Genomic DNA, 17,737 nt, shown 5'->3' with positions numbered 1-17,737 from the left:
CGCAGCATGGCGCTTCCGTACCGGGTGCTGGTCCGGGAAAAGTGGCGCCGCAGGATTGGTCGGCGCGCCGGGTGTCGGCTCAATTGATCGTTCTGGTGCTGGCCGTCACCGGCCGGATCACTGGGGCTGGCGGCAGCAAAGCATGTATGTCGGCGAGTGATCCCGGACCGCCCTTGTCGCCTTGGCACCATCCATGCCTATCGCAAAAACCAATTCTGCGCCTTGCGCGGCTTAAGCGGCCATCGTACCGAGCATGAGGATGTCGTCCGGATGCGCGCCGAGCGCCAATACCTTCACTCTACTCTCCCCACCTTCGCTCTGCCTTCTCCCGGAATGAAAAAACTTGACGAACGGAATCCTGCTCGCCCTGATCGCCTATGCTAGCTATTCGTGCAACGATGCCGTCGTCAAAAGCCTGGGTGGGCAGTTCACGGTGTTCGAGATCGGGTTTTTCTCGACATTGTTTGCCGGCTTGTTTCTTCTCTTCACCCGGCCGAACGGCGAACGCTGGCGTGATTTCTGGCGCACCAAGCGGCCCTGGGCAGTGCAGGCCCGCGCCTGGTCCGGCATCGCTTCCGGCGTGCTCAGCGTCTATGCCTTCACCACCATCCCGCTGGCGGAAGCCTATGCCCTGATTTTCCTGGCACCGCTCTGCGTCACCATTCTTTCCACCGTCATCCTCAAGGAGAAGGTCGGCCCGTGGCGATGGCTGGCGGTGGTCGCCGGCTTTGCCGGCGTCATGTGGTCGTGCGGCCGGGCTTCCGCGAACTGCATCTCGGTCACCTCGCCGCGTTCGGCGTTGCCTTCCTCGCCGCCGCCAGTGTCATCCTGATGCGTTCGCTCGCGGCTGGGGAAAAGCGCACGACGATGTGGGCGTGCTGATCGGCTATGGCCTGTTCTTCAACGGCATCGGCGCCGCGGCCACCTCATTCTCGCTTCCGGATGCAAGGCAGCTGGCCTGGCTGGTGCTGTCGGGTGTGTTCACCGCCTGCGGCCAGCTGCTTCAGCTCCTTGCCGTCAAATACGCGCCCGCCAACCGGATCGCGCCGACGCATTATTCGCAGATCCTCTGGGCGGTGATCCTGGGCGCGCTGTTCTTCCAGGAATATCCCGATTTCCTGTCGCTTGTCGGCCTAGCCGTCGTTCGGCGGCTCCGGCCTTTTGACGATGGTGCGCGAGGAGGTGAGGCTCGGCACGGTGCGCTGGAATCCGTTTTCGCGGACGCGGCTTTGATCTGGCCGCACCGGTTGCGTGACAACCGTCAGCGCTGATATGCGGACGCTGCGGATCCGCCGCGATTGGATGGAAGCATCCCTGGAACAATGACCAGAAGAACCTTGCCGGAGCTTCCGGTTTCCGCCGTGCTGCCGTCGCTTGCCGGTGCGCTCGACCATGGCAGCAGCGCTGTGCTGGTAGCGCCGCCCGGCGCCGGCAAGACGACGCTGGTGCCGCTGGCGCTGCTCGACGCAGCATGGCTCGGCACGGGCAAGATCATTCTGCTCGAGCCGCGCCGGCTCGCTGCCCGCGCCGCCGCCCGCCGCATGGCCGAACTGCTCGGCGAGGAGCCGGGCGAAACGGTCGGCTATGCCATGCGCATGGAGAACCGCACCTCGGCAAGGACGAAAATCCTCGTCGTCACAGAAGGCGTGCTGTCGCGGATGATCCTCGACGACCCGGAACTGCCCGGCGTCTCGGCTGTGTTCTTCGACGAATTCCATGAGCGCTCGCTCGACGGCGATTTTGGCTTGGCGCTGGCGCTCGACGTGCAAGGTGCGCTGCGGCCCGATCTGCGACTGCTGGTCATGTCGGCGACGCTCGACGGCGCGCGTGTCGCTCGCTTGCTTTCCGGCGCCCCGGTGATCGAGAGTGAAGGGCGCGCCTTTCCGGTCGACATCCGCTATGACGAGCGGCCGGCCGGCGTCGCCATCGAGGACGCCATGGCGAAGGCGATCCGCGTGGCCCTTGCCGACGAGAGCGGCAGCCTGCTCGCCTTCCTGCCCGGCCAGCGCGAGATCGAGCGTACCGACGTGCGGTTGCAGGGTCGCGTCAGTGCCGACACCGATATCGTGCCCCTCTATGGCCAGCTCGACGGCAAGGCGCAGGATGCAGCGATCAAGCCGGCGCCGTCCGGCCGTCGCAAGGTGGTGCTGGCGACGTCGATCGCCGAGACCTCCATCACCATCGACGGCGTGCGCGTCGTCATCGATTCCGGCCTGTCGCGCCTGCCGCGCTACGAGCCGGCCAGCGGCCTGACGCGGCTGGAGACGGTGCGTGTCAGCAGAGCCTCCGCCGACCAGCGCGCCGGCCGCGCCGGCCGCACGCAAGCGGGCGTCGCCATCCGGCTGTGGCGGGCCGAGCAGACGGCAGCACTTCCCGCCTTCACCCCGCCGGAAATCCTCGAAGCCGACCTTTCCGGGCTTCTGCTCGATTGCGCCGCCTTCGGTGTCGCCGACCCGGTGAGCCTTTCCTTCCTCGATCCGCCGCCGGCCCCGGCGCTCGCCGAGGCAAGGGCGCTGCTTCGTGCGCTCGACGCCGTTGACGAGGCAGGGCGCTTGACCGAGTCTGGTGTTGCGATGCGCAGGCTGGCGCTGCCGGTGCGGCTGGCTCACATGGTCACCGAGGCTGCGAAGACCGGCCAGGCATTCGAGGCGGCCATGCTCGCCATGCTGCTCACCGAGCGCGGCCTTGGCGGCGACGGCGCCGACCTCGAACGGCGGCTGATGCGGTTCAGCGCAGAGAAGTCGCCGCGCGCCGTTTCTGCCCGGCAGCTTGCCGAACGGTTGGCGAAGCAAGCCGGCGGCGGCATCAAAAGCAATGAACCGGCTTCCGCCGGCGCGCTCCTCATCCATGCCTGGCCGGACCGTGTCGCCAAGGCGCGCGGCGAGCGCGGCCGTTTCGTGCTGGCCAACGGCTCGGGCGCCATGCTCGACGCCGCCGATCCGCTGGCGGGCGAAACCTGGCTCGTCGTTGCCGACCTGCAGGGCAAGGCGCAGAACGCCCGCATAACGGCGGCAGCGGCGATAGATGAGGCCGACATTCGCGCTTCGCTTGCGCAAAAAATCGAGACAAGCCGCCAAACCGGCTTCGACCGCGACAGGCGCGCGGTGCGCGTGCGTGAAACCGTTCGCCTCGGCGCCATCACGCTGTCCGAACGCATGCTGCCGGCCCCGGCCGGCGCAGAGGCGGACCGCGCCATCCTCGAGGCCTTGCGCGAACACGGGCTGTCGCTTTTGCCGTGGGGCAAGGAAGCCGAAACGCTGCGCCAGCGGCTCGGCTGGCTGCATCGCGGCCTCGGCGCGCCGTGGCCCAATGTTTCGGACGCCGCACTCGTCGACCGCCTCGACGACTGGCTGCTGCCGTTCCTTTCCGGTGCGGCGTCGTTTGCGGCGATCGATCCGGGCGTGCTTTCGGCCGGGCTGATGTCCTTGGTGCCGCACGATCTCCAGCGCAGGATCGAGGCGCTGGCGCCGACCCATTTCGACGCGCCGTCGGGCAGCCGCGTGCCGATCCGCTATGACGGCGAATGGCCGGTGCTGGCGATCCGCGTCCAGGAGCTGTTCGGTCTCGACCGGCATCCCACAATCGCCAACGGCACCGTGCCGCTGACGCTGGAGCTTCTGTCGCCGGCGCACCGGCCAATCCAGACCACGCGCGACCTGCCCGGTTTCTGGCGCGGCTCCTGGACCGATGTGCGGGCCGACATGCGCGGCCGCTACCCTAAGCATGTCTGGCCGGAGAACCCGCTTCTCGCCACCGCCACCAGCCGCGCCAAGCCGCGCGGCACATGATGCATGCGGACCATGATCCCGAACCGAAGGTCCGCGTTAGCGAAAAGTGGAAACCGATTTTTCGGAGAAGATCATGGTCAAACAAGAAGATAGAAACATCTACCGCTTTTCCTTTCCCGGCTATAATCCTTGGCCATGATAAACATCCTGCGGGCGCCCGATTTCCAGCAAAGCCAGCGGCTGCGCCTCAACACGCTGATCAGGCTGCGCTGGCTTGCCATTGTCGGCCAGAGCCTGGCCGTTCTCGTCGTTGCCTACGGGCTGAAATTCCCGCTGCCCGTCAGCCTCTGCTTCGCGCTGATCGCCTGCTCGGCCTGGATGAACCTGCTGCTGACCTTCCGCTATCCGGCGGCGCATCGGCTCACCCCGCTGCCGGCGTTCGCCATCCTGACCTTCGACAGCCTGCAGCTTGCCGGGCTGCTCTATATGACCGGCGGCCTCACCAATCCGTTTTCGGTGCTGGTGACCGTGCCGGTGGTCATCTCGGCGACGTCGCTGCCGCTGCGCCTGACCGCCATCCTCGGCGCGCTGGTGATGGTGGCGGCGACCCTGCTGGTCTTCTTCCATTTGCCGCTGCCCTGGTATGAGGGCGCGCCGCTGGAGATGCCGTTCATCTATGTCGCCGGCATGTGGATGGCGGTGTTTTCCTCGATCGCCTTCACCGCGATCTACGCCTTCCGCGTCGCCGAGGAAGCGCGGCTGCTCGCCAACGCGCTGGCCGCCACCGAGCTGGTGCTGCAGCGCGAGCAGCATCTGTCGGCGTTGGACGGCCTCGCCGCCGCCGCCGCGCACGAGCTCGGTACGCCGCTTGCCACCATCACGCTTGTCGCCAAGGAGATGGAGAAGGCGCTCCGCAACGATCCGAAATACGGCGAGGACGTGACGCTGCTGCGCTCGCAAAGCGAGCGTTGCCGCGAAATCCTCAAGCGCCTGACCAGCCTGTCTTCCGAGGGCGAGGCGCATCTTTCGCGCCTGCCGCTGACCTCGCTGGTCGAGGAGGTGACGGCCCCGCATCGCGATTTCGGCATCTCGATCAAGCTTCGCCCCGGCGAGCGCATCGGCCCCGAACCGGTCGGGCGGCGCAATCCCGGCGTCATCTACGGCCTCGGCAATCTGGTCGAGAACGCCGTCGACTTCGCCCGCAAGGCCGTCACCGTGCGCTGGAGCTGGAACGAGGCCACCGTCACCTTCTCGATCATCGATGATGGACCGGGCTTCCCTCCCGAAATCATCGACCGCATCGGCGAGCCCTATATGTCGACGCGCCCGGGCACCGAGGCCGGCGGCGGCCTGGGTCTGGGCCTTTTCATCGCCAAGACCTTGCTGGAACGCTCCGGCGCCACCCTCGATTTCCGCAACTCGAGCGGGCTGGGCGAGGGTGCCGTCGTGCAGATATCGTGGCCGCGCGGCGTCTTCCTCAATCCTGAATCGGCTTCGCCCACCATGTTCGACACGGCTTGAGAGCCTGCCGGAGGCTGTAAAAATTGGACAATAGTGCTCCAAAACTATATCTGCGTAAAAATCGGGCAGCAGGAATTCTAAAGACGATGAACGGCGACGAAACGATTGGCGCAATGGTTGAAGGCGAGGACACCTCGCTGTTGATCGTCGACGACGACAAGCCGTTCCTCACCCGGCTTGCCCGCGCCATGGAAACCAGGGGTTTCGTGGTCGAGACGGCAGAGAGCGTCGAGGAGGCGGTGGCCAAGGCGCGCGCCAACCCGCCCGCCTATGCGGTGGTCGACATGCGGCTCGCCGACGGCAACGGCCTCGACGTCGTCGCCGCCATCCGCGAGAAGCGCGAAGACGCCCGCGCCATCATCCTCACCGGCTACGGCAACATCGCCACCGCGGTGACGGCGGTGAAGCTGGGAGCCATCGACTATCTGTCGAAGCCGGCCGATGCCGACGACATTTTCGCCGCACTCACCCGCACCGCGGGCGAACGCGCAGCACCGCCCGAAAATCCGATGTCGGCCGATCGCGTGCGCTGGGAGCACATCCAGCGCGTCTACGAAATGTGCGACCGCAACGTCTCCGAGACCGCGCGCCGGCTCAACATGCACCGCCGCACGCTGCAGCGAATACTCGCCAAGCGCGCGCCGCGCTGATGCATGACCCTCCGAAACCGGAATCGGTTTTGCTGCGCTGACCTTCGGTTCGGAGAGGATCATGCGCAAAACCACTGCGGCGTCCCAACGACGCGCGGCGCTGTAGAGACTTGCCCTGCCATTGGTGTTTGCGCATCATCGCACCAGGCGAAACCGGCCCTGCCGGCCGATAGGACGGAGAGCACATGCAGGACCAGAAGCAGCGCCCGGCTTCCATTCTTCGACAGCGGCCGATCTCCATTTTTCGCGAGTTCCTCGCCAGCGAGGCGGCAGGCGGCATCGTCCTGATGGCAGCCGCGGCACTGGCCCTGATCGTCGCCAATTCGCCGCTGTCCCAGGCCTATTTCGATGCCCTTCACGCCTATCTGGGACCGCTCAGCGTATCGCACTGGATCAATGACGGCCTGATGGCCGTGTTCTTCCTGCTGGTCGGCCTGGAGATCAAGCGCGAGATGCTGGACGGACAGCTCTCGACCTGGCCGCGGCGCGCGCTGCCCGGCATCGCCGCCGCCGGCGGCATGCTGGTGCCGGCCCTTGTGTATGTCGCCATCAACCGCGACAACCCTGCCGCTCTGTCCGGCTGGGCGATCCCGACCGCCACCGACATCGCGTTTGCGCTCGGCGTGCTGTCGCTGCTCGGCAGCCGTGTGCCGGGGTCGCTGAAGGTATTCCTCACCGCGCTCGCCATCATCGACGACCTCGGCGCCGTCATCATCATCGCGATGTTCTACACAAGCGACCTGTCGCTCGCCTATCTCGGCGCCGCCTTCGCCGTCACCGCGCTGCTCGTCGTTCTCAACCGCATGCAGGTGCTGACGCTGCTGCCCTATCTCGTGCTTGGTGTCGTCCTGTGGGTTCTGGTGCTGAAATCCGGCGTCCATGCCACGCTCGCCGGCGTGGCGCTGGCCCTCACCATCCCCCTGAAGATCACTCCGGGCATCAGCCATGATCTCGACCATTCGCCGCTGCACCGGCTCGAGCATGGCCTGCACAACGTCGTGCCCTTCGTCATCATCCCGATCTTCGGCTTCGCCAATGCCGGCGTTTCGCTGGCCGGCCTGAGCGCCGCCACCCTGGTCGAACCGCTGACACTGGGCGTCGCCGCCGGCCTCGTCGTCGGCAAGCTGGTCGGCGTGTTCGGTTCTTCGGCACTTGCCATCCGGCTCGACCTTGCCGATCTGCCGGTCAATGCCGGCTGGATGCACATGGTCGGCATTTCGCTGCTTTGCGGCATCGGCTTCACCATGAGCCTGTTCATCGGCCTGCTCGCCTTCGCCAGCAACGTCGAGTTGCAGGACGCGGTCAAGGTCGGCATCCTCGCTGGATCCGTCATAGCCGCGATCCTCGGCGCCGCCGTGCTGCTGATGGCGCCGGCCGCGAATGGGGAGGAAGAGGAGGAAGAATAGAGCGGTCGATCGGCGCCGTTTGGAGGCAGCCGACAAACGTCGCGCCGCCCCTCATTGCCCTGCCGGGCATTTCTCCCCGTATAGTGACGGGGAGAAAGACGCCTTCGCAGAGGATTTCGCCAATCTCCAGCGTTGCTGAGAATGGGCCAAGGTTGCGGCCAAGCCCCTTCTTCCCGTCACTATACGGGCAGAAGATGCCGGCAGGCAGATGAGGGGCGGCGCAAACGTCGAAGGTTACAAAGAGATCCGAAAACCCTACTCGCTCTCCCCCTCCAGCGCCGGCACCGGCACGCCGGCGAGTTCCGCCGCCAAGAGCCGCGCCGCACCCGCCCGCGCGATCCTCAGCATCAGCGCCTTGCGCGTCGCCGCCGCCATGCGGTGCTCGGGCGCGTCGCGCAGGATTTCGGCGCCATAACCGTCGGAAAGGATAAACCCGCATTCCTGCGGAAAGATCTCCGAGGGCACGCCGGGATGGGTGGCGAAGAAGAAGCGGTCGGAATGCAGCCGGTAATCAGGCCATTTGCGGTCGACCCTGAAATCCTCGATCGAGGATTTGATCTCGATGATCCAGATGTCGCCCTGGCGGGTCAGCGCGACGAGGTCGGCGCGGCGCCCGGTGGCCAGCGACAGTTCGGGCAGCACATGCGCGCCCATTTCCCTGAGCAGCCGCTGCACGCCGCGCCGCACCAGCATGGCGCGCTCCGACTGGCGGCCGTCGATCAGGGGGTTGAGGGGAATCGGCGAAATGATTGGCATGACGGTACCATGCCAGATGTTGTTCACGGTTTGAACCTGTTTTTTGAGGGCGATTATCCGGTTGACAAACCCAAACCAGAGAGGTAGAAAGATTCCAGCAGCTTAGGAACTTTCGCCATGTCCGTCCTGTCCCGCCCCGAATTCCACGACGAAGCCAAGGCTTTCGAACACGTCGAGGCGATCTTGTGGCCGAATGGTCCGGTCTGCCCGAAGTGCGGTTCCGTGGACAAGCACTACAAGTTGAAGGGCGTCCGCACCAAGCCTTCCAAGAAGAACCCGAACGGCGTCGAGCGCCACGGCCTGTACAAGTGCGGCGCGTGCCGTTCGCAGTTCACCGTCCGCATGGGTTCGATCTTCGAGGAAAGCCATCTGCCGCTAACCAAGTGGTTACAGGCTATCCACCTCATGTGCGCTTCTAAGAAGGGTATCAGCGCCCACCAGATGCACCGCATACTCGAATGCACCTATGAGGCAGCTTGGTTCCTGTGCCATCGCATTCGCCTTGCAATGGCGTCTGGCGACCTCTCCCCGCTTGGCGGAAACGGCAAGACTGTTGAGGCTGACGAAACCTACATCGGCCGTCTGGCTGGCACGACCGTTAAGCGTGGCGGCGGCGCTCACAAGAACACTGTCGTTACGCTGGTTGAGCGCGGCGGTCGCGCCCGTTCCTTCCACGTCGATACCGCTCGCATCGGCACGGTTATGCCAATCGTCCGCGCCAACATCGCCAAGGAAAGCGCTTTGATGACCGACGAGGCCGGCATGTATCGCCGCGTGGGACAGGAATTTGCCTCGCACGATGTCGTCACGCATTCCAAGGACGAATATGTCCGCTACGAAGGCGAAAAGACCGTCCACACTAACACGGTCGAAGGCTACTATTCGATCTTCAAGCGCGGCATGAAAGGCATTTACCAGCATTGCGGCGAACAGCATCTGCACCGCTATTTGGCTGAATTCGACTTCCGCTACAACAACCGCATTGCCTTGGGAGTTGATGACGGAACGCGCGCTTTTATCGCCCTCACAGGTGCAAAAGGTAAGCGGTTAATGTATCGTCAGGAGGCATGAGATAACCTATCTAATGGTAGGTTCGCCTCATGGTTAGTGCGAAGGCGCACAAGAGCTATGGTTGATAGGCCTTACGACAGAGAGCGCTTAAAGCACCTATTTCACTACGTGATATGGGCCGCTGGCGCTCGCGCTGGGTTTGGGGCAACAAAGCTATACAAGGTTGCGTGGTTTTCCGATGCGCGACGGTTTGTCCTCACAGGCCAATCGATCACAGGCGCACCTTATTTACGCGAAAAGCACGGACCCATCCCGCGGGATGGCATTATCGTTCGAAATGAGTTGGCGAGAGATCGGGTGATAGATCAGTGGCGCGGGACTGGCGACGAATGGGTTTTCAAGGCGCGTATCCCCCCGGCACGAAATATCTTCCATCCTGACGAAATCAAGGAAATCGACAGGTGGATCAAAGAAATCGACGACAACCATACAGCGACGAGCGTGAGCGAATATTCCCATGACTACGGGTGGGAAATTGCAGCGATGAAAGAGCCGTTACCGTTCCATTCAATCCTAGCTGGACGAGGCCGAGAACCCACTGATGTAGAGGCGGCTAGATTGCGCAACCGCGCGAAGGAACTTGGCTTGCTATAATGAAGGGCTTTCGCGAGGAAGATCGTGTGCGCCTCGCGAGGGATTTGGCCGAAACCAAATGGTCAAGGGCAAACGATGCATGGGAATCGATAACCTGGACAATCCTACACGACGAAACTTGCGGCTTCCCCATGAACGAAACTGGGACCGTAAGAGGCTATGTCTGGGACGGTGCCCGATCAATCGATTTGCCTTCCATCGAAGTGATTTATGAAATTCAACTGGATCTGATTATCATCCATGAGGCCGATTTTCGCGATGCCCCGTACAGACAAGCAGGAAGAGCCTAAATCGCAAATTGATAAGTTTCGCGATGCCGCTCGGAAACTAAAGGTCGATCAGTCAGACGCTGCTTTCGAGGCGTCTGTGAACAAGATCGCCCATACACCAAAGCTTACGGCAGAGCAGATAAAGGAACTGGTGCGTCGGAAGCGCGAGCAGACCAAGGGCTGAATATTTGTGCATTACTCGCGGTTCTGGCATTGTTCCGCGACCTCGTTAAAAAACGAATCCTTGACGACTCAAAACGAGTCGCCACTAATTCCCGGTGGATCGGCGCAATTGCCGATTCGCGACACGACAAAGCCGGGGTTGCCGCCCCGGCTCCGTGTCGATAACCGCAAAAACCTTTGGCCGGGTTGCGGTTGATTGGTGACACAGGGACAAAATGTCCTTCATTCGATTCGCTGTCAACCCGGTCAGAGGTTTCCGCATAAGGAAATCTTTATATGTCGAACTTTGTTCTCAGTTACGACCTGAATGGCCCACGTCCTTCTCACAAGGAGATGGACACTTTCCTGCAAGCGCTGGTGGCAAACCGGGGCCGAATCCTCGAAACAGTATGGTGGGTTGATTATCCGGGTACGGCTGCGCAGCTTCGTGATCGGGTGAAAACCATTCTCGGTCCAGAGGACCTTCTATTGGTGATCGAAGCCAAGAGTGCGGCATGGACGAATCTCCTCGTCAATGAAGCTGCATTCAAGGCAGCATTCCTGAAAGCAGCCTAACAAACCGATAACGGGCGGCGAGCTTGATTGGTTCGCCGCCACGGCCATTCCCTCTAATCAGGAGACAACAATGCAACGTATCCGCAAGTCAGGCCCGAACCACGCTATCCGTCCGTTTGTTCCATCTCCGGATTTCACTGGGGAGATGGAGACCGGCGAAAAAATTGCAGAAGCCCTCGAACATATCGCCGTGGCGCTTTCGGCAATCGATCATAACTTGGAAGTGTTGACGACGAAGATGGAAGGCCTGCTTCAGATACAAGCGAGGCAGCGGAAATAGCAGCCATTTCCGATAGCGTGTAGCGAACGGGCGGAACCCCCTGCATCTCGGATACAGTCTTCATTGGAAGTGCCGGCCTGTCGAGGATCATATTCCTATTCTCCATTGGGTTTGTCAACCAGATAATCGCCTTTTTGAGGGCGATTATCTGGTTGACGAACCGGCCGCCTAAACGGTCGGGTTCTGGTGCGATGCGAGATGGTCAGATACTATTGGAAGGCCGTTGTTGCAAAGGGTGCCTCTTGGTCAGTTCCTTTTCGTGAGCGAGCCTTCGCGGATAGCGAAAGTTATTCATGTCTTCAGGTTGGCGCCGAAGCAACCTTGCCGTCAGCCTCCGCAGCCCCCGCAATATCGTCCAGGATCGGGCAGTCCGGCCTCTCGTCGCCGTGGCAGGCGTGGATCAGCTTCTGCAGGGTCGAGCGCATCGACCACAGCTCGCGCACCTTCTCCTCGATTGCCTTCACATGCGCGGCGGCGATCTCGCGCACGTCGTGGCTGGCGCGGCCGCGATCCTCATAGAGCGCCATCAGCTGGCGGCAATCTTCGATAGAAAAGCCGAGATTGCGCGCGCGGCGCAGAAAAGCCAGCCGGTGGATGTCGTCGCCGCAATAGTCGCGGTAGCCGTTGCCGGCGCGCTGCGGTCGGATCAGGCCGATCTCCTCGTAGTAGCGAATGGTCTTGGCCGGCAGGCCGGAACGGTGGGCGGCTTCTCCGACATTCATGGCGGGTCCTCGACGTCAGGCGGCTTGGCGGACCGCCCCATTGAATTTGCTTCACAATCCTGCGACGGCCGTTGCCGAAAAGCCACAGTTGCGGACTTACCGCACGTAAGCCCCTGCATATAGGCATCGCGCGCTTGGCAAGCAAAGCAAATGCCAGCATGAATAATGGCGACAAAGCGGCCGTAACGTGCCGCACTCTTTGGGCGGGGCATCGAACATTTTTATGCGCATGAAGCCATTTGCAATCGTCGCTGCCTTTGCGTTGTCGGCTGCTATCGCTGGTTGCAGCACCATCGGCTCGCGGATATTCACCAACAACTATGGCGCGGTGACCGATGCGGGCTATCAATTGCCCCGCATTCCAATCGAAAAGGTGCCGTTTAAATACCGTCGGCAGGTGGTGAACTACGACACCGATGAAAAGCCGGGCACCATCGTCGTCGATACGCAGAACAAGTTTCTGTACTACGTCATGGGCGGTGGCGAGGCGATGCGTTACGGCATCGGCGTCGGCCGCGAGGGTTTTGAATGGCGCGGCACCGCCCGTATCGCGGTGAAGCGCGAATGGCCGACCTGGACGCCGCCTTCGGCGATGATCAGGCGCCAGCCGGAACTCGCCAAATTTGCCGGCGGCATGGAGCCGGGATTGACCAACCCACTCGGCGCGCGCGCCCTGTATCTGTTCAACAAGGGCGGCGATTCGGGCTACCGCCTGCATGGCAGCCCGGAGTGGAACTCGATCGGCAAGGCGATGTCGTCGGGCTGCATCCGGCTGATGAACCAGGATATCATCGACCTTTACGACCGCACCTCGGTCGGCGCCAAGGTCATCGTTTTGTAAAAGGAATCATGCGCGGACCGTCTAGGCAACAAATAGACGTCGCAAACAGAAAACCGGGCAATTTGGCCCGGTTTTTTGTTTTGTCTGGAAGGCGATTGATGTTGGAGCCGTGTCCCTGGTTCAAGACACCTGTTCGACCTGCTGCACCTCGGGCACGAAATGCCGCAAAAGGTTCTGGATGCCGTGCTTCAGCGTCGCCGTCGACGACGGGCAGCCGGCGCAGGCGCCCTTCATATGCAGGAACACGGTGCCGTTCTCGAAGCCGCGGAAGGTGATGTCGCCGCCGTCCTGGGCGACGGCCGGGCGCACCCGCGTGTCGAGCAGTTCCTTGATGGTGATGACCAGTTCCTCGTCGGCCTTGTCGTAGAATTCGCCGGTCTGGCTGGTCTCGGCGGCGGGGCCGGCCTTGGCCATGACGGGCGCGCCGGACATGAAATGTTCCATGATGGCGCCGAGGATCGCCGGCTTCAGATGCTGCCAGTCGGGGCCGTCCTTGGTCACGGTGACGAAATCATAGCCGAAGAAGACGCCGGTGACGCCCGGGATCTCGAACAGCCGGCCGGCCAGCGGCGAGGCGGCAGCGGCGCTGTCGGCATCGCGGAAATCGGCGGTGCCTTCGACAAGCACTTCCTTGCCGGGCAGGAACTTCAATGTCGCCGGATTTGGCGTCGATTCGGTCTGGATGAACATGGCCGTCTCCGTGCCCATTCGGGCAGATAGTTTGGAATAATTCTAAATAGGCCTTATCGGCGGGACATTCAAGCGAAAGGCATCGCCGGAACGGCCTGCCAGGGGAATGAATTTTCGTCTACAGCGCCGCGCGTCCTTTGGATGCGCCAAGGACACTGTAGCCTTTGATCATATCCTAAGCGAGGCTGTCGATCTCCTCGTCCGACAGGTTCTGCGGCACCACCGTCACCGGGATGGGGAAGGCGGCGCCCTTGCCGGCGACCGCGCCGACCAGCGGCCCCGGCCCTTCCTTGCCGGCGCCGGCCGCCAGCACGAGGATGGCGATGTCCTGGTCTTCCTCGATCAGTTTGTGGATCTCTTCCGTCGGTTTGCCTTCGCGCACCACCAGTTCCGGCTCGATGCCGAGCTTCTGGCGCACCTTGTTGGCGTAGGCGTCAAGTGCGGCCCGCGCGGTGGCGTTGGCCTCCTCGCGCATGATCTTCTCGACGCCCAGCCAATGCTGGAAATCGTCCGGCTCGATCACATAGAGCAGCACCAGCACGCCGCTGGTGCTCTGCGCGCGTTTCGAGGCGTAGGCGACGGCCCGCTCGCATTCGGGCGTATCGTCGATGATCGCCAGGAACTTGCGGCGATGGCCGACTTCGCGGCTGAGGCGTTTGGAGACCATGTTCTACCTCGATGGTTTCGGTCGCAATCTGCCACCGCCACAGCCCGGCCGCAAGCGACCGGCGGGTGCGGCGATGTCGGCACAGAATTGGTGCGGATCAGCCCTGCAGCAGGCCGATGATGTCGCGCACGGTCTTCATCGTCGCCTCGGCCAGGGCGCCGGCCCGCTCGCCGCCATCCCTGAGCACCGCGTCGACATAGGCGCGGTCGTCGGAAATGCGGCGCATCTCGCCGGCGACCGGCGCCAGTCTTTCCACGGCGAGGTCGGCCAATGCCGGCTTGAACACCGAGAACTGCTGGCCGCCGAACTCTTTCAGCACCGCTTCCTTCGAGATCTCGGCCAGACCCGCATAGATGCCGACGAGGTTTTCCGCCTCGGGCCGCCCGGCAAGGCCGTCCAATTCCGCTGGCAACGCCTCGGGGTCGGTCTTGGCCTTGCGGATCTTCTTCGAGATCGTGTCGGCATCGTCGGTCAAATTGATGCGCGACAGGTCCGACGGGTCGGACTTCGACATCTTCTTCGAGCCGTCGCGCAAGCTCATGATGCGCGCCGCCGGTCCTCCGATGATCGGCTCGGTCAGCGGAAAATAGCCGTTCACCGTCTCCTCGCCGACCTTCATCTCGACGCCGACGCCAAGGCCGGCGATGCGGTCGGAAAAGTCGTTGTTGAATTTCTGGGCGATGTCGCGTGTCAGCTCCAGATGCTGCTTCTGGTCCTCACCCACCGGGACGTGGGTGGCGCGGTAGACAAGGATGTCGGCCGCCATCAGGCTCGGATAGGCCAAGAGCCCGAGCGAGGCATTCTCACGGTCCTTGCCGGCCTTGTCCTTGAACTGCGTCATCCGGTTCATCCAGCCGATGCGCGCCACGCAGTTGAAGATCCAGGCAAGCTCGGCGTGCTGCATGACCCGCGACTGGTTGAAGACGATGTGCTTCGTCGGGTCGATGCCGGAGGCGAGAAACGCCGCGGTGATGGCGCGCGTCTGGTCCTTGAGATCGTCATGCACGAGCTGCGCGGTCAGCGAATGCAGATCGACGACGCAGTAGATGCAATCGGAGGTCTCCTGCAGCGCGACGAATTTCTTGATGGCGCCGAGATAGTTGCCGAGATGCAGATTGCCGGTCGGCTGGACGCCGGAAAAAACGAGAGGCTTGAAGGCGGTCATGAAGTCCCCATGGCTTGTGGAGGGCCGTTTCGCGCGCGGCGAAAGTCTTTCGACGGCGCGCTTATGGACGAGAGAGAGGAGAGGATCAAGAGGCTGTCGGATGGACGCGAGGGCTTCGGCCCCGGTTTGGCAAAACGCCTGGGAAAGCCTGTTTGCCGAAGCATGAAATGAAAAACCCGCCTCGCTAGCGGGTCATTGGCGCAACTCAGCACCATGAATAAATTCCTAGCATAACTGCCGTCACCTGTCAAGTTGAAACCACCCACAGTTGCAGGGCATCGCTTCAGATTTGCGCTGCGGCGTCGAAATCGACAAGCGGAAGCCCCAGGTCAGGCGTGTTGACACATCAGTGTAGGCAGCTACATAATGCGAACTACATTGATTGATGAGGCAAGGGCTGATGACAATCAACATCAACAACAAGGAGGCAGACAGGCTGACGCGGACGTTCGCGAAGATCGAGGGCGTCGGCATCACCGAGGCGATTGTGATCGCCATGCGTGAAGCCCTGGAGCGCCGGCGCAACCGCGAAACGCCGCTGGAGACGGCGGCACGGCTCCGAGCCGAGTTCGGGATTGAGTTGAGCGAGCAGGCGCGCAACCCGCTGCCGCGCTCGGTCTACGACGAATTGTCCGGCGAAGACTGATGTTTGTCGACGCAGCCGCTATCGTCGCGATGCTGAGCCACGAGGCCGAAGCCCAGCGCTGTGCGCAGGCGGTCATGGAAGCGTCGGCTCCGTTCACGTCGGCGATCGCCGTTTGGGAAGCCGCGATGGCGCTTTCGCGATCGGAAAAGCTGGCCATACCGGTCGCCGTAAGCCTGAAGATAGTTAGCCGTTTTCTCGAAGAGCGGGCAATTGCCTTGCGGGAGCTTCCGCCTGCCTCTGACGCCACATCTCTGTCCGTTGAGGCCGCGTCGCGGTTTCGCAACAACGCTATCCGCCTGAATATGGCTGACTGTTTTCACTACGCTTGCGCGCGCTACTACGCCGTTCCGATGCTTTCGACGGCGGACGAATTCCGGCTTACGGATCTGGAGACTGTTCCCTGACGGGCGGCGACCCCTTCCGCCGCATATTCCGCCGCAGCATGCCGAAATCGGCGCCGCCGGTGGCGAAGGCTGCGACGAAGTAGAGCAACGCCCCGCCGGCGACCAGCGCGAGAAGCGTCGTCGCCTTGATCGCCAGCGGCGAGCCCGAGGCCAGTTGGGCGGCGAACCAGTGCTCGGCAAAGTAGAGCGCCGCCCCCATCACCGCCGCCGCCAGCACCAGCCGTGGGATGCGTTTCATGAGCGGCGCGTCGCGGCCCCAATGGCCGCGCCGGATCAGCACGCCGAGCAGCATCAGCGCATTGACCCAGCCGGCGACGGCCGAGGCGACGGCGATGCCCGGCGCGCCCATCGACGGAAACAGCGTCAGCGCGATGGTGACGTTCACCGCCACCGAGATGGCGGCGAAGATCATCGGCGTGCGCGTGTCCTCGCGGGCGAAATAGCCTGGGGTGAACGCCTTGATCAGCACGAAGGCCGGCAAGCCCAGGCCGAAGATCGCCAGGATCGCCGCCACGCCTGGCGTCGAGCCGTTGGCGGCAAACGCCCCACGCTCGTAGACCAGCCGCACGATCGGCTCGGACATGACCAGCAGTGCCGCCGCCGCCGGCAAGGTCAGGAACAGGGTGAACTCCACCGACCGGTTCTGCAGATTGGCCGCTTCGATCAGATTGCCTGACTTCAGCGCCCGCGACAGTTCGGGCAGAAGCACGATGGCGACGGCGATGCCGACGACGCCGAGCGGCAGCTGGTAGATGCGATCGGCATAGGCGAGCGACGACACCGCGCTGTCCTGGGTCGAGGCGATCGCCGTGCCGATCACCTGGTTGATCTGGGTGATGCCGCCGGTGATCGCCGCCGGCAGCGCCAGCACCAGCAGCCGCTTGACGTTGGGCGTCATCCTTGGCCGGCGAAAGCCGATCGAGATGCCGGCATGGCGCACCGCCACCCAGACGATCGCCAGTTGCACCAGCCCGGCCGCCAGCACGCCCCAGGCCAGCGCGAAGCCGACGGTGCGCGCGTCCGATCCCTGGTACCAGGCATAGGCGAGCACGCCGATCAGGATGATGTTGAGGAACACCGGCGCCACCGCGGCGGCGAAATAACGACGCAGCGAATTCAGCATGCCGGCCATCATCGCGCCGAGCGACATGCAGATCAGGTAGGGGAACATGATGGTCGCAAGCCCGACCGTCATCTCGAACTTTCCCGGCGAGTCGGCAAAGCCCGGCGCCACCAGGTAGCGCACGATCAGCGGCATCGCCAGTTCCATGGCGATGGTCAGCGCCAGCAGCGCCGTGAACAGCACGCCGAACACCTCTTCGGAAAAGCGCTTGGCGCCGTCGGTGCCGTGGGTCTCGATCTCCTTGGCGAAGAGCGGCACGAAGGCGGCGTTGAAGGCGCCTTCGGCAAACAGCCGGCGAAAGGTGTTGGGAAACTGGAAGGCGGCGTTGAAGGCGTCGGCGATCGGCCCGGTGCCCAGAGCCGCAGCCATCAGCATCTCGCGGCCGAAGCCGAGGGCGCGGCTCATCAGCGTGCCGGAAGCGACCGTGGCGAATTTTTTGACCAGGCTCATTGTTGTGAAGATGGGC

At 63.1% G+C, this 17,737-nt stretch carries 18 protein-coding genes and 1 pseudogene; 13 read left to right on the top strand and 6 right to left on the bottom strand.

The annotated features are described in order from the left end of the window. Nucleotides 1–343 precede the first annotated feature (343 nt). The 5 genes and pseudogenes from IQ26_RS41325 (at nt 344) to nhaA (ending at nt 7,305) form a co-directional block, all read left to right on the top strand. Nucleotides 344–1,233: pseudogene (locus tag IQ26_RS41325) on the top strand (DMT family transporter). Nucleotides 1,234–1,322: 89 nt separating this feature from the next. Beyond that, on the top strand, nt 1,323–3,788 hold the full coding sequence (gene hrpB, locus IQ26_RS29575; RefSeq protein WP_145721871.1) for an ATP-dependent helicase HrpB: 2,466 nt from the start codon (nt 1,323–1,325) through the stop codon (nt 3,786–3,788). A gap of 135 nt (nt 3,789–3,923) precedes the next feature. Beyond that, a complete protein-coding gene (locus IQ26_RS29570; RefSeq protein WP_162458112.1) occupies nt 3,924–5,249 on the top strand; it encodes an ActS/PrrB/RegB family redox-sensitive histidine kinase in 1,326 nt (441 codons plus the stop codon). An 86-nt stretch (nt 5,250–5,335) separates the two neighbouring features. Next, nucleotides 5,336–5,899, top strand: coding sequence for an ActR/PrrA/RegA family redox response regulator transcription factor (locus IQ26_RS29565; RefSeq protein ID WP_145721869.1), 564 nt, complete (start codon nt 5,336–5,338; stop codon nt 5,897–5,899). Between the two features lie 185 nt (nt 5,900–6,084). Continuing rightward, nucleotides 6,085–7,305: a Na+/H+ antiporter NhaA gene (gene nhaA, locus IQ26_RS29560; protein WP_145721868.1), complete on the top strand. Its 1,221-nt coding sequence runs from the start codon at nt 6,085–6,087 to the stop codon at nt 7,303–7,305. A gap of 255 nt (nt 7,306–7,560) precedes the next feature. Here the strand turns inward: nhaA and IQ26_RS29550 are convergent, their stop codons facing one another. Further along, nucleotides 7,561–8,061, bottom strand: a complete 501-nt coding sequence (locus tag IQ26_RS29550) for an MmcB family DNA repair protein (RefSeq protein WP_145721885.1) — start codon at nt 8,059–8,061, stop codon at nt 7,561–7,563. A 117-nt stretch (nt 8,062–8,178) separates the two neighbouring features. On the opposite strand from IQ26_RS29550, the gene IQ26_RS29545 reads away from it, so the two are divergent. The 5 genes from IQ26_RS29545 (at nt 8,179) to IQ26_RS29525 (ending at nt 11,013) form a co-directional block, all read left to right on the top strand. Next, entirely contained in the window at nt 8,179–9,132 is a 954-nt protein-coding gene (locus IQ26_RS29545) for an IS1595 family transposase (RefSeq protein WP_145721867.1), read from the top strand. A gap of 57 nt (nt 9,133–9,189) precedes the next feature. Next, the gene (locus IQ26_RS29540; protein WP_145721866.1) at nt 9,190–9,726 is read left to right on the top strand and encodes a Panacea domain-containing protein; all 537 of its coding nucleotides are present in this window, start codon (nt 9,190–9,192) and stop codon (nt 9,724–9,726) included. A 240-nt stretch (nt 9,727–9,966) separates the two neighbouring features. Further along, nucleotides 9,967–10,179 (top strand): hypothetical protein, encoded by a 213-nt coding sequence (locus tag IQ26_RS29535; protein ID WP_145721865.1) that lies wholly within the window; start codon nt 9,967–9,969, stop codon nt 10,177–10,179. A gap of 275 nt (nt 10,180–10,454) precedes the next feature. After that, nucleotides 10,455–10,733 carry a hypothetical protein gene (locus tag IQ26_RS29530; protein WP_145721864.1) on the top strand — a complete coding sequence of 93 codons (279 nt, stop codon included), beginning with the start codon at nt 10,455–10,457 and terminating at the stop codon, nt 10,731–10,733. Nucleotides 10,734–10,803: 70 nt separating this feature from the next. After that, nucleotides 10,804–11,013, top strand: a complete 210-nt coding sequence (locus IQ26_RS29525) for a hypothetical protein (protein ID WP_145721863.1) — start codon at nt 10,804–10,806, stop codon at nt 11,011–11,013. Between the two features lie 299 nt (nt 11,014–11,312). On the opposite strand, the gene cueR is transcribed toward IQ26_RS29525, so the two are convergent. Continuing rightward, complete coding sequence (gene cueR, locus IQ26_RS29520) at nt 11,313–11,735, bottom strand: Cu(I)-responsive transcriptional regulator (RefSeq protein WP_145721862.1); 423 nt, start codon at nt 11,733–11,735, stop codon at nt 11,313–11,315. A gap of 223 nt (nt 11,736–11,958) precedes the next feature. On the opposite strand from cueR, the gene IQ26_RS29515 reads away from it, so the two are divergent. Beyond that, nucleotides 11,959–12,576 (top strand): L,D-transpeptidase, encoded by a 618-nt coding sequence (locus IQ26_RS29515; RefSeq protein ID WP_145721861.1) that lies wholly within the window; start codon nt 11,959–11,961, stop codon nt 12,574–12,576. Between the two features lie 120 nt (nt 12,577–12,696). Here the strand turns inward: IQ26_RS29515 and IQ26_RS29510 are convergent, their stop codons facing one another. The 3 genes from IQ26_RS29510 to trpS all read right to left on the bottom strand — a co-directional run bounded on the left by IQ26_RS29510 (nt 12,697) and on the right by trpS (nt 15,098). Next, nucleotides 12,697–13,266 (bottom strand): NifU family protein, encoded by a 570-nt coding sequence (locus IQ26_RS29510; RefSeq protein ID WP_145721860.1) that lies wholly within the window; start codon nt 13,264–13,266, stop codon nt 12,697–12,699. Between the two features lie 175 nt (nt 13,267–13,441). Then, entirely contained in the window at nt 13,442–13,933 is a 492-nt protein-coding gene (locus tag IQ26_RS29505; RefSeq protein ID WP_145721859.1) for a universal stress protein, read from the bottom strand. A 97-nt stretch (nt 13,934–14,030) separates the two neighbouring features. Then, nucleotides 14,031–15,098: a tryptophan--tRNA ligase gene (gene trpS, locus IQ26_RS29500; protein ID WP_145721858.1), complete on the bottom strand. Its 1,068-nt coding sequence runs from the start codon at nt 15,096–15,098 to the stop codon at nt 14,031–14,033. A 400-nt stretch (nt 15,099–15,498) separates the two neighbouring features. On the opposite strand from trpS, the gene IQ26_RS29495 reads away from it, so the two are divergent. Both IQ26_RS29495 and IQ26_RS29490 read left to right on the top strand, forming a co-directional pair. Next, nucleotides 15,499–15,744, top strand: coding sequence for a type II toxin-antitoxin system VapB family antitoxin (locus IQ26_RS29495; protein ID WP_145721857.1), 246 nt, complete (start codon nt 15,499–15,501; stop codon nt 15,742–15,744). Then, the gene (locus IQ26_RS29490; protein ID WP_145721856.1) at nt 15,744–16,148 is read left to right on the top strand and encodes a type II toxin-antitoxin system VapC family toxin; all 405 of its coding nucleotides are present in this window, start codon (nt 15,744–15,746) and stop codon (nt 16,146–16,148) included. The genes IQ26_RS29495 and IQ26_RS29490 overlap by 1 nt, the downstream gene beginning before the upstream one ends. On the opposite strand, the gene murJ is transcribed toward IQ26_RS29490, so the two are convergent. Beyond that, nucleotides 16,123–17,721: a murein biosynthesis integral membrane protein MurJ gene (gene murJ / locus IQ26_RS29485; RefSeq protein WP_145721855.1), complete on the bottom strand. Its 1,599-nt coding sequence runs from the start codon at nt 17,719–17,721 to the stop codon at nt 16,123–16,125. The two genes, IQ26_RS29490 and murJ, sit on opposite strands and share 26 nt — an antisense overlap. Nucleotides 17,722–17,737 lie beyond the last annotated feature (16 nt).

The organism is Mesorhizobium tianshanense, from assembly GCF_007830515.1.
In the GTDB taxonomy this organism is placed as follows: Bacteria; Pseudomonadota; Alphaproteobacteria; order Rhizobiales; family Rhizobiaceae; genus Mesorhizobium; species Mesorhizobium tianshanense.
This window is presented reverse-complemented; position numbering and strand designations above follow the sequence as displayed.

Excerpts from the sequence above, each read along its gene's own strand:
- hrpB (WP_145721871.1), top strand. The coding sequence starts at position 1,323 with ATGACCAGAAGAACCTTGCCGGAGCTTCCGGTTTCCGCCGTGCTGCCG.
- IQ26_RS29540 (WP_145721866.1), top strand. The coding sequence starts at position 9,190 with ATGGTTGATAGGCCTTACGACAGAGAGCGCTTAAAGCACCTATTTCAC.
- trpS (WP_145721858.1), bottom strand. The coding sequence starts at position 15,098 with ATGACCGCCTTCAAGCCTCTCGTTTTTTCCGGCGTCCAGCCGACCGGC.
- IQ26_RS29515 (WP_145721861.1), top strand. The coding sequence starts at position 11,959 with ATGCGCATGAAGCCATTTGCAATCGTCGCTGCCTTTGCGTTGTCGGCT.
- IQ26_RS29545 (WP_145721867.1), top strand. The coding sequence starts at position 8,179 with ATGTCCGTCCTGTCCCGCCCCGAATTCCACGACGAAGCCAAGGCTTTC.
- IQ26_RS29535 (WP_145721865.1), top strand. The coding sequence starts at position 9,967 with ATGAGGCCGATTTTCGCGATGCCCCGTACAGACAAGCAGGAAGAGCCT.
- IQ26_RS29530 (WP_145721864.1), top strand. The coding sequence starts at position 10,455 with ATGTCGAACTTTGTTCTCAGTTACGACCTGAATGGCCCACGTCCTTCT.
- IQ26_RS29490 (WP_145721856.1), top strand. The coding sequence starts at position 15,744 with ATGTTTGTCGACGCAGCCGCTATCGTCGCGATGCTGAGCCACGAGGCC.
- IQ26_RS29505 (WP_145721859.1), bottom strand. The coding sequence starts at position 13,933 with ATGGTCTCCAAACGCCTCAGCCGCGAAGTCGGCCATCGCCGCAAGTTC.
- nhaA (WP_145721868.1), top strand. The coding sequence starts at position 6,085 with ATGCAGGACCAGAAGCAGCGCCCGGCTTCCATTCTTCGACAGCGGCCG.
- IQ26_RS29565 (WP_145721869.1), top strand. The coding sequence starts at position 5,336 with ATGAACGGCGACGAAACGATTGGCGCAATGGTTGAAGGCGAGGACACC.
- murJ (WP_145721855.1), bottom strand. The coding sequence starts at position 17,721 with ATGAGCCTGGTCAAAAAATTCGCCACGGTCGCTTCCGGCACGCTGATG.
- IQ26_RS29570 (WP_162458112.1), top strand. The coding sequence starts at position 3,924 with ATGATAAACATCCTGCGGGCGCCCGATTTCCAGCAAAGCCAGCGGCTG.
- cueR (WP_145721862.1), bottom strand. The coding sequence starts at position 11,735 with ATGAATGTCGGAGAAGCCGCCCACCGTTCCGGCCTGCCGGCCAAGACC.
- IQ26_RS29495 (WP_145721857.1), top strand. The coding sequence starts at position 15,499 with ATGACAATCAACATCAACAACAAGGAGGCAGACAGGCTGACGCGGACG.
- IQ26_RS29525 (WP_145721863.1), top strand. The coding sequence starts at position 10,804 with ATGCAACGTATCCGCAAGTCAGGCCCGAACCACGCTATCCGTCCGTTT.
- IQ26_RS29510 (WP_145721860.1), bottom strand. The coding sequence starts at position 13,266 with ATGTTCATCCAGACCGAATCGACGCCAAATCCGGCGACATTGAAGTTC.
- IQ26_RS29550 (WP_145721885.1), bottom strand. The coding sequence starts at position 8,061 with ATGCCAATCATTTCGCCGATTCCCCTCAACCCCCTGATCGACGGCCGC.